Genomic DNA, 16,797 nt, shown 5'->3' on the forward strand with positions numbered 1-16,797 from the left:
TGAAGATTTAAAATTATGCTTTTTTAAATGCTCGATTTTTTAAATATTGCTCTACTTTTTTCGCTTGATCTGCATCTACCCACCAATACTCTAAACCGAGGGATAATTTTGGTTTAACTTTGGGTTGCTGATACATATTCCAATAAGCATACCAGTTTTTATCATTGCCATAAGTCAGAATTTGATAATAGCCTGCACGTAATACCCGATCCAGTGCTCGGGTACGAAGTACCAATTGTTCACGGTTTGGTGCATAAATAATCTGTTGAATCAGCTGATCGACCACTGGGCTTTTGACCCCCGCATAATTGTAATTGCCCACTTCATCGGCAGCTTTACTGCCCCACATCTGTGCCTGTTCAGCACCTGGTGTTAATGATTGCGGCATATCGATAGCGGTCATCTGAAAATCTAAACGGCGCATACGCTCTGTATATTGTGGTAAATCGACTTGACGAATATTTGCCTGAATCCCAAGTTTTTTTAAATTACGAATATAAGGCAACAAAGTCCGTAGTGCACCATCTTGATGAATCAGAAATTCAATTTGAATGGGGCGACCTTGTCTATCCACCAATAGTCCATTGTGAAAACGATAACCCGCCTTTAATAGCATCGAACGTGCAATCAATAAATTCTGTCGGTTAAAACCACTGGCATCTGAAACTGGGTATTTCCAATCTGCCAATACACCTTGCCGTTGTAATGCGGGCAATTGCTTTAAATAAGGTGTTAAAATTGCAAGTTCTTTCGCGCTTGGTTTTCCAGTCGCAGCAAGCTCACTGTTTTGAAAGTGGCTTTGCAAGCGAATATTTTGACCATATAACAATGCTTTGTTGATCCATTCAAAATCATAAGCATAGGTTAATGCTTGGCGAAAATTGAGATCATTGAATGGCGCCTTTCGGGTATTAAAAACCAAACTTTGCGTGAGCGCTGGTGTTTCAATCTTAGAAATATATTTTTTCACCAAACCTTGTTTTACCGCAGGAAAATTATATTCAGTGACCCAGTTACGGGCATTTTTTTCTTGATAAAAGCGATATTGTCCAGATTTAAACCCTTCAAAAGCGATTTCAGGGCTTCGATAATAAACATATTTCATGCGATCAAAGTTATAACGACCACGATTGATGGCTAAGTCCTTTGCCCAATAATTTGGATTGCGCTTATAGCTAATACTGCGCCCAGAATCAATATGCTCAATCAGATAAGGCCCCGATCCTAAAATCGGTTGCAAGGTCACTTTGCTATAGTCTTTATTTTTCCAATCTGCTCTTGAATAAATCGCAATTTTTGCCAAAATAAAGGGCATGTCTGCATTGTGGTCTGATTTAAATGTCATTTTCACTTGGTATTTAGACAATACCTCAGTCTTGGCTAAATCAGACAAATACATTTGAAAGCCTAGATTGGCTTTACTTTGAATGGTATCAAAACTAAATTTAACATCCTCAGCCGTGACAGGTGAACCATCACTAAAACGGGCTTTAGGATTTAAATGGAAAATAACAAATTTGGTTTTAACTGGATCATAAGTGACTTTTTCAGCGAGAAGCGGATATAACACACCCGGCTCATCCAGTGAGCTATCCATTAAGCTATCAAATAGATAATTAATCCCTTCAGTTGAACTGCCTTTGCCATTCATACTGTTGAGATTATCAAAGGTGCCTATACTCGCTGTACTGATATAGCCGCCTTTGGGTGCATTGCTATTGGCATAAGGCATCGCCTGAGCTTTGTCATACTGTGGAGCATTATGTACAGCAATATATGCTGTTGTTTGTAGAGCAGCATCAACATTTAAGCTTGCAACATATAATCCCAATGCCAGCCCGATCGGGCTGACACATGCAAAACTTAGGCGCATTCCCCTATTTTCCTTTATTCAAAAAATTTTTTGAAATGTTATGCTTTAAACGTTGCTCCAATAAAATGGCGCTTAAAGATTCGGAACTTTAATTATGCTGCCAATGCGTAATGACGCGTTTGGTTTTATTTCATTCATCTCAGCAAGTGCACTGGTATCAATCCCAAACTTGCTGGCTAAACGAATCAATGAATCACCACTTTTCACTTTGTATTCAGTCACTGTTTTAGGAATACGAATAGATTGTCCACGTTGTAAACCCGCACGTGGACTCAGATCATTCAATTCAGCCAGTTCTTGAACTGACATACCAACACGGTTTGCAATCGCATTTAACGACTCACCAGACTTCACCGCATAGCTTTCAGTATTCTTACTCGAAGCTTTAGCTGTTGCTTTCGCAGTCGCCTTTAGGTCTTCTTTTTCTTTAGATAGTGTGGATTTACTGGGTAATTCCCCATCAAGCTTTAAGCGTTGTCCAATATCCAAAGCCTGATTACGCGACAAACCATTTAATTCACTTAAATAAGACAACTGCAGTTTATATTTTTTTGCAACGCTTGCCAGTGTTTCACCTGATTTGACCACATGGATATCTTTACTAGCGCCTTCTGATTTCGATTCATTTCTCGCTTGTGTTTTGTCTTTACTGCTGCTTTCAGGCGTGCCAGTCAACTTCAATTTCTGCCCAACAAATAAACCAGATGTACTCTTTAAACCATTTAAATCGGCAATTTGGTTAACTTGCAAATTATATTTATTTGCCAGCGCTATCAGGCTATCACCAGATTGCACAGTATAGGTTTCTGGTGTTGTTGTTCCAACAGGGATCTTAATGATTTGACCCACAAGCAAGTTTTTAGATGTCGAAATTTTGTTTAATTCAGCTAATTCTGCCAAGCTTAATTTAGACTGAACCGCAATACTGGATAAGCTATCGCCACTTTGAACTTTATAATTCTCAGTTTTATAGGTTGTTTCAGCTTTTATATTCTTAAACTTACTTTGATCAATCACTTTAGAGTCAAGTTTAGCTTCTGGCTCATTGACTTCACTGAGTGGCACATTGATCTTTTGCCCCACAAATAAGCTACTTGAGGTATCTAGACCTGGAGTCAAATCAGCGAGTTCATGTACGGATAAAGCATAACGATCGGCAATCACTTTAAGATATTCGCCACGTTTAACTGCATAAGCCTTGGTTTTGATTTTTGCAACAGGCTTAGAGGTATCCGCACGAACAACTGCTTTATTGATTTCAGATAATTTATCATCTGAAGCATCTTTAAGCTTTAATTTCTGACCGACAAATAAATTACTGTTACTATTCAGATTATTATAATTTGCCAATTGTGAGACAGATAAATCAAACTGATTTGCCACACTGGTTAAACTGTCATTTGGTTTAACCACGTAATTGGTAGGAGCGGAATCCGTGGTTTTGCGAGAAACCACAGGGGTATCAATTTGTGGTTTGGCATCATATAAATACAAAGTCGCCCCAACAAATAAAGTTCCATTTGGATCAACTTGGTTCCATTTGGCAATATCGCGCCAATTTACGCCATTCTTTAAAGCAATCGTTGCTAAAGTATCCCCTGCCAAAACGGTATAAGTACTGCGTTTACCTCTTGGTGGTTCAACCACAACTTCAGTTTCAGTTTTCTTAAAGTTCTTATCCTGATTCAGTTTAGCTTCTTCCGAGTTTGCAGGTGTGGTATCTGCTAAACCTTTAGGATATGAGAATCCAACCGTATTTTCTTTACCTTGAACCTCTGCAACAGATTGACTGGTTTGAATTGCAGTCAGTTTAATTTTACCATCATATGGATCAAGTACTTCTGTCCCTTGTGGAGCAATCGCCTTAATCTCTTTGACCACTTCTTCTTTTTCAGCTTGAGTGGCTTGAGGTTCTAAAACTTGCTTGACCGTTTCTTTTTCACCTTCAGCTTTTACTGCGGCAAGGATTTGTGCTTTTTCATGTGCAGAAATTGGAGGTTCCGCTGCAACAGGTTTAACATTGGCTGCATTTGTCACAGCAACAGGAATACGTGGCGCACTAGGAATATCAGCATTGGCAGCAAATTGCGCTAATGCATTCGAGCCTTGTGGTGTATTTTTGAGTGTGCTCAATGAGCCTGTGGTTGTGGTTTTTGCTGTTGTTAAAGCAGGTGGCGTTGCTTTACTTGGAGTAATCGATTGAGTGACTGTCGAGGTTACCGCTGTAGGCGTTAAAGTTCGTGTAGCTGTGGTTGGAGCAGTATTACTTGCCCATAACCCACTATCAGAACCCGGTTTTAACCCTCTTAATTTTGCATCAATCGTCGGACTAAGATCCGCAGGAATCAAAATACGCAAGGTACTTGATGGGTCAACCACTTCACCACGATGACCAGGGTTTAACGCGTATAATTCAGCACGACTTAAATTGGTAATTGAAGCAATTTGATTGAGTTGTACGCCTGGTGGCACCGCAACTTCTCTAAAGTGCGGACGATTGGCAATCGGTGGTAAGCTCACCCCATATTTAGATGGGCTTTTAATAATCTGCGCCACTGCTAAAAAGCGTGGTACATAGTTCATGGTTTCTTGTGGTAATCTCAATGACCAATAATCTGTTGGTAAACCCGCAGCTTGGTTACGGTTAATTGCTTGCTGGATCCGCCCTGGACCTGCGTTATATGCGGCCAAAGCCAATTCCCAAGAGCCAAATTGATTGTATAAACTACCTAAAAACTCATAAGCAGCACGTGTTGATTCAACTACATCACGGCGCCCGTCATATAAACTGGTTTGTCTTAGACCGTAGATTTTTCCTGTGCTTGGGATAAATTGCCACATCCCTGCTGCTGCTGCACTACTGGTTGCTGCTGGATCATAAGAACTTTCAATAATCGGTAACAATGCTAATTCAGTAGGTAAACCACGACGTTCAGCCTCTTTCACCGTATGATAAAGATAGCGTGATGCGCGTGCGCTTAAACGGTCAATATAGGGTTGGCGGGAAACAAACCAGCTCCTTTGCGCATCAATACGAGGATCCCAATGATTTTCATCCATTTTAAAACCGACTGACATCCGCTTCCATACGTCACCGTGTTTTAAAATCAGTAGGCGATCGCCCTCTACTGCACGAATATCTGTTGCAGAAAGTAAATCTTCTAGAGAGTCCAAACTGCTGGCATCCAACATACCTGCTGACTTTGATGTTTGAACTTTTGATGTTGTCGACGTTGAAGAACACCCTGCAGTCAACCCTAATGCTGCGAATGCAGATGTTAATAATGATAATTTAAAGAAAACAGTCGCAGTAGGTTGCCACACCATTGTGGTAGGTTTAAACATAAGAGTTCCGAACAACATTTAGTAAATTATTTTATCATTGCCATTTTAGTAGAGCTAAACGCGCTTACAAGGCAAATTTTGAATGCGAATTGCATACAAATGTTACAAGAAATTAAAAAAATCTCAGTTCATGCGTAGAAAACGCCGATTTGCGTATACAATAAATTCTTAAACCGCGATGTTCAACTCTTAATTCACTTTCATTGGTTATTACTATGTCACAAACAATCACACTTTATGTCGACGGTGCTTGTAAAGGCAACCCAGGTCCTGGTGGCTGGGGCGCTTATATCATCACTGAAACAGAAGAACATAAGTTGTGTGGTGGTGAACTTGATACAACCAATAACCGCATGGAGCTTACCGCAGCCATCGAAGGGATCGCATTTTGCCCAATCGAAGCAAAATTAGTGCTTTGGACCGATTCAAACTATGTAAAACGTGGCATTACCGAATGGATTGAGGGTTGGAAAAAGAAAAACTGGAAAGATGTAAAAAATCCAGATCTTTGGAAAAAGCTTGATCAAACCTGCCAAGGTCGCAAAATTGAATGGAACTGGATTAAAGGTCACGCCGGACATGCAGGCAATGAGATGGCAGACCAATTGGCGAATTTAGGTACACAGCAAATACTCGACGCAAAAAAAAACAACACTGCGCCAACCAAACTGACTCAACCTATGACAGCGGCTGATGATAAAAAAAAAGATGAAAAAGACTGGCTGCTTGACGATCCCTTTGGATTTGACCTGATTGAATCAGACGAAATGATAGAATCGGAAATTAGACCTCAGCAGGATGTCATGCCAGCGCATAAAATTGTGATGGAACAACCATCAACCCAAGATATCAATGAAAATGATGAGCCAGCAATGAGCCAACCCGCAATGCGAGATATTCATCCACAAATTGTGATTACACCTGCTACTGTCAAGTTACATGGCCCTAAACAGTTTATTTTGGATACGGAGACCACAGGTTTCTATTATCAGGACAGTGACCGAATTGTTGAAGTTGGCGCTATTGAAATGGTCAATCGAAAACTGACCGGCAGTTCGATTCATATTTATATTAATCCAGAGAAACCAGTTGGCGATTCAGAAGCCATCCATGGTATTACAGATGAATTTTTAAAAGATAAGCCAAAATACAATGAAATTGCCCAAGTTTTATTTGACTACTTAAAAGGCAGCGAAATTATTGCGCATAATGCAAGCTTCGATATGAACTTCTTAGATATGGAGTTCAAGCGCAGTGGCCTACAGGCACTCTCAGAAGTATGTGAAGTGACTGATACCTTGGCGATGGCGAAAAGCAAACATCCTGGGCAAAAGAACTCTTTGGATGCTCTAGTTCGCCGTTATGAAATTCCGCAACGAGATCGTACTTTCCATGGTGCCTTACTCGACGCTGAAATTTTAGCTGATGTTTATCTTGCCATGACAGGTGGTCAAGTATCCTTTGACATGGATGCTCTTTCTGCACATACTGATCAGGCTCAAAGGAATACAACTCGGAAAAAAATTGAAATCAATGCCCCAGTCATTTTACCTTCAGATGAAGAATTAGAAGCACATGAGAACTGGGTCAAACAATTTCAAGAAAAACATGGGGAAGCCTGCATTTTTGCAAAATAAAATTTGAAATTGATGGCTATTTTTTCTGTAAAGATGGTCTTCTTCGGCTATATTAAAACTTAGAAAATTAGCCTCATTTTGAGGCTATGAAATAAAACATTCAGATACCCAGGATAGGTGCAGATCAATGTCTTACCAAACCTCTATACATTTTGATCCGACAGCATTACTTATTATTAAAAAAGAAGTCGATAATTCAATTTTACAGGTAGAATCTGCTGTCAGTAGCTTAGTTGAAGACCAAACTTTACCCTTCGGTATTGATGATGCTTTGCTCCAATTTGAACAATGTGTAAATGTGCTGATGCTCATCGATATGCCGCATGTTGCTAAAATTGCGCAACTCTCAGCAGCGGTGATGCGTAAAGTGATGCAAAACCCACATGAGATCAATACTCAAGAAGTCATCGCTTTGAGTGAAGGCACCACCATGCTCAAACGCTATATTGAGTTTATTTGCCTTCGTGAAGTCAGAGCGCCACAATTTTTGCACGACACCTTAAATCGCTTAGAACTTTCTTTAGGTCTAGAGCTGACCCCAGAAGGCCAAGCGATTATTCCATTGCTCGACTGTGTTACACCGAATTTTAACTTGCAGCAATCACCTGAGTTAGAGCATTCAGTGTATGTACATAAGCTGTATAAATTATGCTTACATAAACTGCTCAAACAACAAGAAACAGATTTAGATTTACAGGGCATCAAGCTGGTTGGGTCTTATTTGGCAAATGCAGCCAAAGGCCAAGCAAGTGAGCAATATTGGGCTTTGGTTTCAGTTGCTTTAAATCACATTGAAAATATCATTCTCAATGATACACGCCTCAGAACGCTAATCAGCATTGAAACCAATATGTCTTTATTCTTTAAAGATCTATGCGGATTCAATCCATCCTTATTAGATACTGCCAATATCCTAAGTATTTGTATCAGCCAAGAAGATGAAATATCACAACACATCCGTGAACAGATTAATGTTGGTGAAGATATTCTGACTGACACTCAACTACAAATATTTAGTCGCCATTTATATGGCCCTGACTTTGAAACCATTCATAGTGTGAGCCAACTGATTACGGACGAAATGTCGCAAATCCGTAATGATATTGAGTTTAACTACAAAAATATGAGTGATGAAAAAACGCAAGAATTGAAAAGCAAACTGACTGATCTTGCACATGTATTTAAAGTCTTGAATCTTAATGAAGCCTATAGCGGACTGAAACAACAGGCTGACCTACTGTCTCAAGACAACATGCTCAAAGATGAAAATTACGCACAACAGTTGATGAACAGTATTTTATCAGCAATGAATTCGATTGGTATCTTAGAGCGTAATTACACATCGAGTCGTTTACAGTTAAAAGTGAATAACTTGCAGATTTCATTAGATCGTCTAGATGAAGCACATGCAGCATTATTGACCGAGACTAAAGCATTGGTTGATTTAAGCTCACAAACATTGGTGCAATATTTACAAGATCCTCAAAGTACAAGTTTAGACCAACTGCCATCACAATTAAGTGAAATTGGTGGTGCGCTGTTGTTCCTTGCAGCGAAAGATGGTCAAAAGGCATTGCTGCTTTCTGCGGAGTTTATTCAGACGAGTCTTAACAAAGAACAAGCGTTTAACCTTGCGCAAGTCAATAAACTGCTTGATGTTTTAGCCAGTGCAGACATGATGATTGAAAATCTACAAAACAAACAACCTGTTTTACAATCCATGTTTGATGTAGCATTAACAAGTAGTCAAAGTTTAAAATCGGTAGCCTAATGTCAGAATTATCACTTGCATATATCTTTCACCATCAACAACTTTTAGTGGATGAAAATTTACAACTGCCTAAAGTAGAAAAATTAGCAAGTGATATCAGCTTTAACTCGGGCGATCAGATTATTGCCCGGGATCTTTTTATTGAAGATCAAATTCCAGAGGGATATCAATTGATCCCAATTCGACAATTGATTTCACAATGGACAAAATCTGAGTTTGAACAAGCCAGTCGTGCTGTACAATTGCTTGAATGGCGAAGAAACCATAAGTTTTGTAGCCACTGTGGCCACGAAACCGAGGTTCATCCCAATGAATATGCTATGGTCTGCCCTAGCTGTCGTTATCATCAATACCCGCGTGTACAACCGTGTATTATCACCATAATTACTCGTGGCGATAACGAAATTCTATTGGCAAAAAATGCCAAGAATAAAAGCAATATGTATGGTCTTATTGCGGGTTTTGTTGAGGTCGGTGAAACACTGGAAGAAGCGGTTAAAAGAGAAACTTTGGAAGAAGTTGGCCTACATGTCAAAAATGTCCAATATTTATCAAGCCAACCTTGGCCTTTTCCAAGTAATCTTATGTTGGCCTTTAAGGCAGAATATGAATCTGGTGAAATCGTCTTGCAAGAAGAAGAAATTAGTGAGGCTCAGTTCTTTAAATTTGATCAGCTACCCGAAACGCCTTTTAGTGGCAGTATCGCCCATGCCATGATTGAACATGTGATTCACAATAGACCTATGCATAAAGACTGATCTTGATTGAGATATGTTCAAATCAAAAATGTCTAGCGATCGCTAGGCATTTTTCATTGCTTCATTTAAAACCTTAATAATTTCAGGTCGGGTTTTATAGAATCGACTAAATAGACTTGAAACACTGCCCATAATTGAAATATGACCAGTTTTAGGAATCGTGTAAATTTCACAATGATTACCTTGTTCAAGTAATTGCTGTTTAAAATCAAAAGAGTTTTTAGCTTTAACAATCTGATCATTTTCAGCCAAGAACAAATAATGCTTTACCTCATTTTTTTCAACAAAATAATACGGCATTACTTGTTGGTAAGGAATGCTTTGATCAAACGCATTTTCGGCTAAAGCATCACCTTTATAATCGAAATGATAAGGTCCAGCGATTCCAATCAAAGCTTTAATATTTTGTTTGATGGCTAGTTGGTAGTGCTTAGGATGATAAAGCAAAGACGCAATATTAAATGCGCCTGCTGAATGCCCCATCAAGGCAATTTTATCCATTGAAATACCAAACCGTGCTTGTTGTTGCTCCAAATAATTCAATGCAACAGCAAGATCATCAATATAGCTTGGAAATTTATGCTCAGGTGCCAAATGATAGTTCAGCACTGCCACGTTATAGCCAAAACGACTAAACGCCTCACCTACAAATTTATAAGCACTTTTATCACCATGGCTCCATGCCCCACCGTGAACAAAAAGAATCAGCGCATTTTGTTGCTTTTTATTAGAAATATATAGATCTAAACGTTGTCTCGCCTTTAAGCCATAGGCAATATTATACTGAATGGAATAGCCCTTTTTAGGGGTCAAGCCATTAATAGTTATACTACCTAAATCGTATAAACGAAAATCTTGATAGTGCGATTTAAATTGAGATTTTAGGTATTCAAACTGCTTTCCAAATCTAACTTTTAAAGCTTTTAACCTATTGTTGAATAACATTATTGTTTGGCTCTGTAGCATTAGGATCAATCGCAACAGGTGTCTGTACATCAGGCTGTTGTTGTACATTATTTACCACAGGTGCTGTGAAAGATGAAGTTTGGACTGAATTATTCGTTTGTTCGATGTTATCAATCAAGGTCACAATTTTAGTCACATTTCCAACTTTTTGTAAAACATCATTTAAATCTGCTATTTCAGCATTATTTAAACGACCTAAAACATACAGTATGCCGTCTTCTGTATGAATCAAAACTTTATTGTCTGAAACCACTGGTGCTTTCATCACTAAACCACGGGTATTCACAGTGACCGATGCATCTTGCATAATCGTGCTATAACCGATCTGATTACCCACAGTAAGATAATTATGAACAGTTTTAACATCACTCATTGCCCGTAGATTATCTTCAGCTAATTGCTTTAGATGTGCATCAGGCACTTGACCTGTGAGTAAGACATTGCTGTGAAAACTATTAATATTGACACGAGATTGCTTAAATCGAGCATCAAGCTTATACAAGTTGATTTTGGCAGTCCGCTCAATAGAGGAATCAATAAACACTTGTCCTAAAGATCGAACACCACTATCTGTTCCCACTGGTGAAGAACCAGTACCACCTGAGATAAAACTCGCGCAACCAGATAAACTTGCTACACACATCATGGTGATGACAATACGTTTTAACACTCAGCAAGACTCCTATTAATTTCAGCCTGCTAAACAACCATTTTAAACGCTGTTAACATGCTGGAAAATATATTTATTTTTGAAATAACTGTACCTAAATTTCAGTCACAGATTAATCAAGTCTGCATCCAAAGTAAATGCATTTTCAATCCAAGATTGATCATAAGAGATTTTACTGAGATCTTGCTGTACGTTTTTTGCAATTTTATGATGTAAATCAAAACCAATCACATCAAAACGGCAATAATATTGTTCATATTGTGGATGTTCTTGTAAAAACTTAAACGCCGTTTTAATCATTTTTTGTTGTTTTGATTGATTTACCGTTTCAAAAGCATGCCCCATCTGTGTCGGAGTTCTTGCTTTCACCTCAACAAAAATTAACTCTTGTTTAGATTGGGCAATAATATCTATTTCACCAAAGCGCGAGAAATAATTCAATTTTACGATATCGTAGCCATGTTGAAGCAGTAATTTCACTGCTTCTTGCTCCGCCCATTGTCCTAAATTATTTTTTGCCATGAGAAACCTGTCATCACAAAGGTACTAAATTATTTTTTGAACGTTCAAAACATTGTGGAATACGTTCAACACGATTTCCATCAATTTTAATTTTTCCAGTGCGCCCATTAAAGGTTAAGCTTTTTACATTCGGGTCCAAAACAAATTGTTCAGCAATATGCCAAGCATCTCCACCAAAGGCATATAAACGCTGATACGGTAACGAGGTCGGTTTATCTTTATAGGCTTTGACCACATCATCCCATTCGGCGATGTATAAGGCTGGAACATCACAGAATTTCATCCCTTTAGGCAAGGCCTTTTTTTCATCGACGGCAATGGCTTGGGTATAAATTTTTTTCTTCTGCAATTTTGGAAAACTGGTCAACCATTGGTTTGAACCTAACAGTAAAATACCCTCTCGCTCCGAAATCGACTTTGGCATATGCTCTACAGGATCAACTTCACCCATATAATTGGCAAATAATGCATTTAAAAAGTTAATAGATTCTGCTTCTGTGCCTTTTTCACGCACCACATAGAGTTTGCTAACTTTATCATGCTGGATATAATCAAGCAGCGCCAATGCATCGTCATTTTTAGAAAGACTATATTGCCAAACACTTTTATAGCTTGGATAAACTTCATTGAGTGCCAATACAGGTACTTTAGGCTTTAAATTAATTAAAGCCTCAACATCAGGACGAGCCAAAGGCCCAATAATCATTTTAGTCTTTTTATTGACATGCTGTTTTAACAGCGCTTTGATGGTCTTTTGATCTGAATCGACAAATTTTAATGGTATTTCATTCTTTGATGTCTGCGCGGCACTTAATATTCCTTGTTTAATACTCAAACCCGCTCGCGACATAGGGCCTGTTTCAGGTAATATAACCAGAATTTCTGCGTGAACTTGGATTGCGAATCCAACCATTCCCAACATAATCACTCTTTTAATACTGTTCAACACTAACTTATTCTTCATGGAGACCTTTATGAGTGCTCAATTATTCGTCGTAGCGACCCCAATTGGGCACTTAGATGATATGACTTTTCGTTCTATTGAAGTTTTAAAGTCTGTTTCTGTTATTGCGGCAGAAGATACACGTCAATCTGCTCAATTATTAAAGCACTATAATATCTCAACTCCGCTCACTGCGTGTCATGATCATAATGAAAGTAACAAAATTGATATACTTATCGAAAAATTAAAAAGTGGTCAGAATATTGCACTGGTCAGTGATGCTGGTACACCATTGATTAGTGACCCGGGTTTTAAATTGGTACGCGCTGCTCAGGAGAATGGTATTCGCGTCATTCCTGTGCCGGGTGCATGCGCTGCTATTGCTGCGCTAAGTGCGGTGGGTCTACCAAGTGATCGTTTTAGCTTTGAAGGCTTTTTATCATCAAAACAATCGCAACGATTAATTCAATTAGAAAAATTAAAACATGAGTCACAAACCATGATTATATATGAAGCACCTCATCGTATTTTAGATAGTGTCAAAGATATGGCTGATGTTTTTGGCGCAGATCGCCCTGTAGGTTTTGCACGTGAAATTACCAAAACATTTGAAACAATTAAAAAAATGACATTGGGCGAGTTGGTGACATTTATTGAAAAAGATCGTAATCAGCAAAAAGGTGAAATTGTGTTAGTCATTGGTGGTGCACCAGATGCCAAAGATCAAGACGTTGAACAAGAGAAGTTAGATCAACTTTTAAATCGCTTATTACAAGATTTATCTGTCAAGGCGGCATCACAACTTGCTGCGGATCTAACCGGCATCAAAAAGAAAATCGCCTATCAACGTGCTTTAGAGCTGACTAATCAACAATAATTTTATTTCTTGAGTTGAGAAAGGCGTGTATAGGTATTTCTCAACTTACTTTATATATTAACCCACATTATTTCGCTATTCTGTTTGTTTTTCTACTTGCTTGCTCTCTCAACGCACTTTATTCCTCAATCTGCATTGCTGCAGGCGACTGATTGTTCTGGTTGCTTTTTTACCTACCTTAATCTTTTAAAAAACAATAAATTTTAATCCCACACTGATCAATCTGGCACGTATAAAAATAGATATAGGAAAACAAATAATCAAAAGTACAACATTCCTGATGATTTAATCACTCATATACTTAAAGCAAGCAGCAAGGATCCATAAAAATAAAATAGTTCATTAAAATTTCAAGTAAAAAGCCACAAACACTAAAATTTTTTAAGATTGGGATTTAAACATCGAAAAAATAGACAGCATTTCAACCAAATTTAAAAAAGCACCTTTCGGTGCTTTTAAAATCAATCTTTAGCAGATTCATCAGGTGGAACTTCGGTAATTCTCCCACCACGCGCTAAAAATGCAGCGACCTCATCTTCCAACGCTTCACGCTGTCTTTTTTTCGCTGTCACAGTGAGTGTTTCAGCTTCAGCTAAATCTGTATCTGAAACTATAGAATCACTTGCCGCAGCACCTTTTTCAGCCGCTTTAGCTTCATCATCGTCTACTGCATGATCTTCTGAATTATCATCATAATCATTTGTATCTGTCATCTTTAACTCCCCATCAATGACGTCAATGTACCATCCGAAAAATGGTGATGTTTTACAGAGAAATGTATCAAGCTCTTCGCCATTCGACTAGTATCTAGATACACAAAATCGTGTTTTTTTTCATCAAATTCGTAATGTTGTTTAAATGATTGGTTAAAAAATATCAGAAATCCAATTAAATGGCATATTGCGTGCTTTTTAAAGTTGCTAGCCCATTGGCTTGGGCCATAAATTGATCTTTTAAAAATGGCATACTTTCAACTTGTTTTAAGCCAAAATTACGCGCCCAAACCAATGGAAATATTTCCGCAGTTTCTAAAAAACCAATCATCGACATACTATGCATCATGGCATCATTTTGCCCTTTGCGTTGGTGTTCGTAACGCTTTAAGGTTTGTTCATGTGCCCAGACGCCACGCTGTTTATCTTTAAGTAATACATCACACAGAATAGCAGCATCTAAACACCCAATATTTACACCTTGTCCTGCTAAAGGATGAATCACATGCGCTGCATCACCAATCAAGGCCAACCCATCTTTTACATAACGTTGTGCTGCGCGTGCCTTGAGTGGAAATTGAGCCCGTGGGGTTGCTTCAACGATCTTGCCCAACATATGATGACTTTCACGTGTCAATAACTCACAAAAATCAGCATCATTTAAGCGCGCATATTCCTCTGCATAATCATCTGGTAAGGTCCAAACGATTGAAATCCAGTGTTCAGCTTGTTCTGGCTTTAAACTCGCCATCGGTAAAAATGCCAATGGGCCTGTCGGATGGAAAATCTGACGAGCCACATATTGGTGTGGTTGTGTGGTACGAATCGCACAGGTCAAACCTGCCTGTTGATAATCTAAAACATCAAGATCGATAAATGCTTGATCACGAACAAATGAATTTGCACCATCTGCACCAATCACTAACTTGGTCTTTAGCTCAGCCCCATCTGCAAGTTTAATGATCCAGCAGCCTACACCCTGCTCTACTCGCACAACTTTAACTTGAGTACGATAATCTTGCAGTTGCTCCAACATTTCCTGTTGGATGGCAAGGTTTAATAAACTTGGTTCAACCATTGAACCTAAGCTTTGCTCAGCTGTGGGAAAGTTTTCTGAGGCTTGCCCAAAGTTAATTTCGCCATAGCCATTTTTATTCCAGACTTGCATGCCTGTATAAGGCATTTGGCGAGCGATTTTTTCCCATACATTCACCGTTTTTAACAAGTGAATCGTGGCTTGGCTCAAGGCTAAAACCCGTGGATTAGCAACAGCTAAAGTCTTTTCTGCATCTAAAATAGGGGCTGCATCTAAAACAGTGGCTTGCATACCACCTTTTGCTAAAAGTAATGCGGTTAAGCCACCCACCAGACCACCACCAACAATCACCACATCTAATATATCTTGCTGTGTCATGCTTTTAATCCCATCGCATAATTGGCAACCAAAGGTTTAATCCCCGGAATCACATCGAAAGCTACCAAGCCGGTATTACGCAATAATTTTAAGACCGGATTTTGATTACTAAATCCACGCACTACAGAATCACAAAATTTAATCACGCGCTGCTGATCAGTTAAGCGAGATTGTTCATAGGCCTTTAACATCTCAGGTTGACCAATATCATCAGATTGCGCAATTTGCGTTGTGATATAACGCATCAGCACATCTGCATCACGCATACACAAGTTAAAACCTTGCCCAGCAACAGGATGAATGGTATGTGCAGCATTGCCCATCAAAATTACCCGACCCACCGCTTGTTTTTCAGCAAGTACTTGTGCCAATGGGAAGCTAAAACGTTTGCCTGTTTTTTGGAATTTTCCTGCGCGATCACCATAGGTTTGCTGTAAAGCATCAAGGAAATGTTGGTCATTTTCATCCCCTAACCATTCATCTTCAGTGCCTTTTTTCACTGGCCAAACCACTGAACGACGACATTCCCCCGGCAATGGAAGCAATGCCAATGGACCTAAATGGCTAAAGCGTTCAAAGCCCACTTGATGATGTGGTTTCGAGGTTTGTACTGTTGTGACAATTGCCACCTGATCATAATCATGTACATCCACACCAACACCTAAAGCTTGGCGGCAGAAAGAATCACGACCATCTGCAGCAATCAACAATTTGGCTTTAAGTGAATGGGTATATTCTTCACCACGATTGGCTTCAACATATACATAGTCACCCTCTTGTTTTAGTGAAGTGACTTGTACACCGTCAATCAATTCAATTAAAGCTTGCTGGCGAACTTGAGTCAGTAGTACACGGCCTAGCCATGCATTTTCAATCACTTGTCCAAAACTTTCGACTTTTTCTTGATCTGCGACTAAGCGAGCTTTACCAAAACTGCCTTGTTCAGTGATATGTACTTCGAGAATAGGAGTCGCATGTTCTTGCAAAGCATCCCAAAGACCGAGTTTTTGATAAATTTGGACGGTACGACGTGATAGCGCGGTATTTCGTGCATCAAAACTGGAATGATAGGGTGCAAGATTGGCATCATCATAATTTGGATATTTCACAGCCTCTAAAAGCTTTACCGCAATATTGGCTTTAGCCAACATCAGAGCTAAGCTCAGCCCTACCATTCCACCGCCGACGATGATGACTTCTTGTTGCATGCTTTTATCCTTTCTATATGTGATTCAGCGTACTGAATACTTATAATCTTGATTGATTTCATATTACATCATGGAAAGTTATTTTTATATTGAAATAGGA

13 protein-coding genes are annotated in these 16,797 nt (G+C 38.9%); 4 read left to right on the forward strand and 9 right to left on the reverse strand.

All coding sequences use genetic code 11. From position 1 onward, the window contains the following. Window positions 1-13: 13 nt before the first annotated feature. Together ACG9ZL_RS17915 and ACG9ZL_RS17920 are read right to left on the reverse strand one after the other, a co-directional pair. The gene (locus ACG9ZL_RS17915) at window positions 14-1,873 is read right to left on the reverse strand and encodes an extracellular solute-binding protein (RefSeq protein WP_419361017.1); all 1,860 of its coding nucleotides are present in this window, start codon (window positions 1,871-1,873) and stop codon (window positions 14-16) included. Between the two features lie 72 nt (window positions 1,874-1,945). Further along, complete coding sequence (locus ACG9ZL_RS17920) at window positions 1,946-5,218, reverse strand: LysM peptidoglycan-binding domain-containing protein (protein ID WP_419361019.1); 3,273 nt, start codon at window positions 5,216-5,218, stop codon at window positions 1,946-1,948. Window positions 5,219-5,433: 215 nt separating this feature from the next. Between ACG9ZL_RS17920 and dnaQ the strand changes: the two genes are divergently transcribed. The 3 genes from dnaQ (at window position 5,434) to nudC (ending at window position 9,384) form a co-directional block, all read left to right on the forward strand. Continuing rightward, window positions 5,434-6,855 carry a DNA polymerase III subunit epsilon gene (gene dnaQ / locus ACG9ZL_RS17925; protein WP_419361021.1) on the forward strand — a complete coding sequence of 474 codons (1,422 nt, stop codon included), beginning with the start codon at window positions 5,434-5,436 and terminating at the stop codon, window positions 6,853-6,855. A gap of 127 nt (window positions 6,856-6,982) precedes the next feature. Then, window positions 6,983-8,626, forward strand: coding sequence for a chemotaxis protein (locus tag ACG9ZL_RS17930; RefSeq protein WP_336953909.1), 1,644 nt, complete (start codon window positions 6,983-6,985; stop codon window positions 8,624-8,626). Beyond that, on the forward strand, window positions 8,626-9,384 hold the full coding sequence (nudC, locus tag ACG9ZL_RS17935; protein ID WP_336953910.1) for an NAD(+) diphosphatase: 759 nt from the start codon (window positions 8,626-8,628) through the stop codon (window positions 9,382-9,384). Before ACG9ZL_RS17930 ends, nudC begins: the two co-directional genes overlap by 1 nt. A gap of 42 nt (window positions 9,385-9,426) precedes the next feature. On the opposite strand, the gene ACG9ZL_RS17940 is transcribed toward nudC, so the two are convergent. From ACG9ZL_RS17940 to ACG9ZL_RS17955, 4 genes are all read right to left on the reverse strand, one after another. Then, on the reverse strand, window positions 9,427-10,329 hold the full coding sequence (locus ACG9ZL_RS17940) for an alpha/beta hydrolase (RefSeq protein ID WP_336953911.1): 903 nt from the start codon (window positions 10,327-10,329) through the stop codon (window positions 9,427-9,429). Continuing rightward, entirely contained in the window at window positions 10,313-11,020 is a 708-nt protein-coding gene (locus tag ACG9ZL_RS17945) for a BON domain-containing protein (RefSeq protein WP_336953912.1), read from the reverse strand. Before ACG9ZL_RS17945 ends, ACG9ZL_RS17940 begins: the two co-directional genes overlap by 17 nt. A 105-nt stretch (window positions 11,021-11,125) precedes the next feature. Beyond that, on the reverse strand, window positions 11,126-11,542 hold the full coding sequence (locus ACG9ZL_RS17950) for a YraN family protein (protein ID WP_336953913.1): 417 nt from the start codon (window positions 11,540-11,542) through the stop codon (window positions 11,126-11,128). 13 nt (window positions 11,543-11,555) lie between these two features. Then, entirely contained in the window at window positions 11,556-12,506 is a 951-nt protein-coding gene (locus ACG9ZL_RS17955; protein ID WP_336953914.1) for a penicillin-binding protein activator, read from the reverse strand. A gap of 10 nt (window positions 12,507-12,516) precedes the next feature. On the opposite strand from ACG9ZL_RS17955, the gene rsmI reads away from it, so the two are divergent. After that, the gene (gene rsmI / locus ACG9ZL_RS17960; protein ID WP_336953915.1) at window positions 12,517-13,362 is read left to right on the forward strand and encodes a 16S rRNA (cytidine(1402)-2'-O)-methyltransferase; all 846 of its coding nucleotides are present in this window, start codon (window positions 12,517-12,519) and stop codon (window positions 13,360-13,362) included. A gap of 461 nt (window positions 13,363-13,823) precedes the next feature. On the opposite strand, the gene ACG9ZL_RS17965 is transcribed toward rsmI, so the two are convergent. The 3 genes from ACG9ZL_RS17965 to ubiH all read right to left on the reverse strand — a co-directional run bounded on the left by ACG9ZL_RS17965 (window position 13,824) and on the right by ubiH (window position 16,697). Then, complete coding sequence (locus ACG9ZL_RS17965) at window positions 13,824-14,075, reverse strand: hypothetical protein (RefSeq protein WP_336953916.1); 252 nt, start codon at window positions 14,073-14,075, stop codon at window positions 13,824-13,826. A 175-nt stretch (window positions 14,076-14,250) separates the two neighbouring features. Next, complete coding sequence (locus ACG9ZL_RS17970) at window positions 14,251-15,489, reverse strand: FAD-dependent monooxygenase (protein WP_419361023.1); 1,239 nt, start codon at window positions 15,487-15,489, stop codon at window positions 14,251-14,253. Next, window positions 15,486-16,697 (reverse strand): 2-octaprenyl-6-methoxyphenyl hydroxylase, encoded by a 1,212-nt coding sequence (gene ubiH, locus ACG9ZL_RS17975; protein WP_034614245.1) that lies wholly within the window; start codon window positions 16,695-16,697, stop codon window positions 15,486-15,488. Before ubiH ends, ACG9ZL_RS17970 begins: the two co-directional genes overlap by 4 nt. Window positions 16,698-16,797 lie beyond the last annotated feature (100 nt).

Origin of the sequence: Acinetobacter legionensis, assembly GCF_048551735.1 — a bacterium.
Taxonomy (GTDB): domain Bacteria; phylum Pseudomonadota; class Gammaproteobacteria; order Pseudomonadales; family Moraxellaceae; genus Acinetobacter.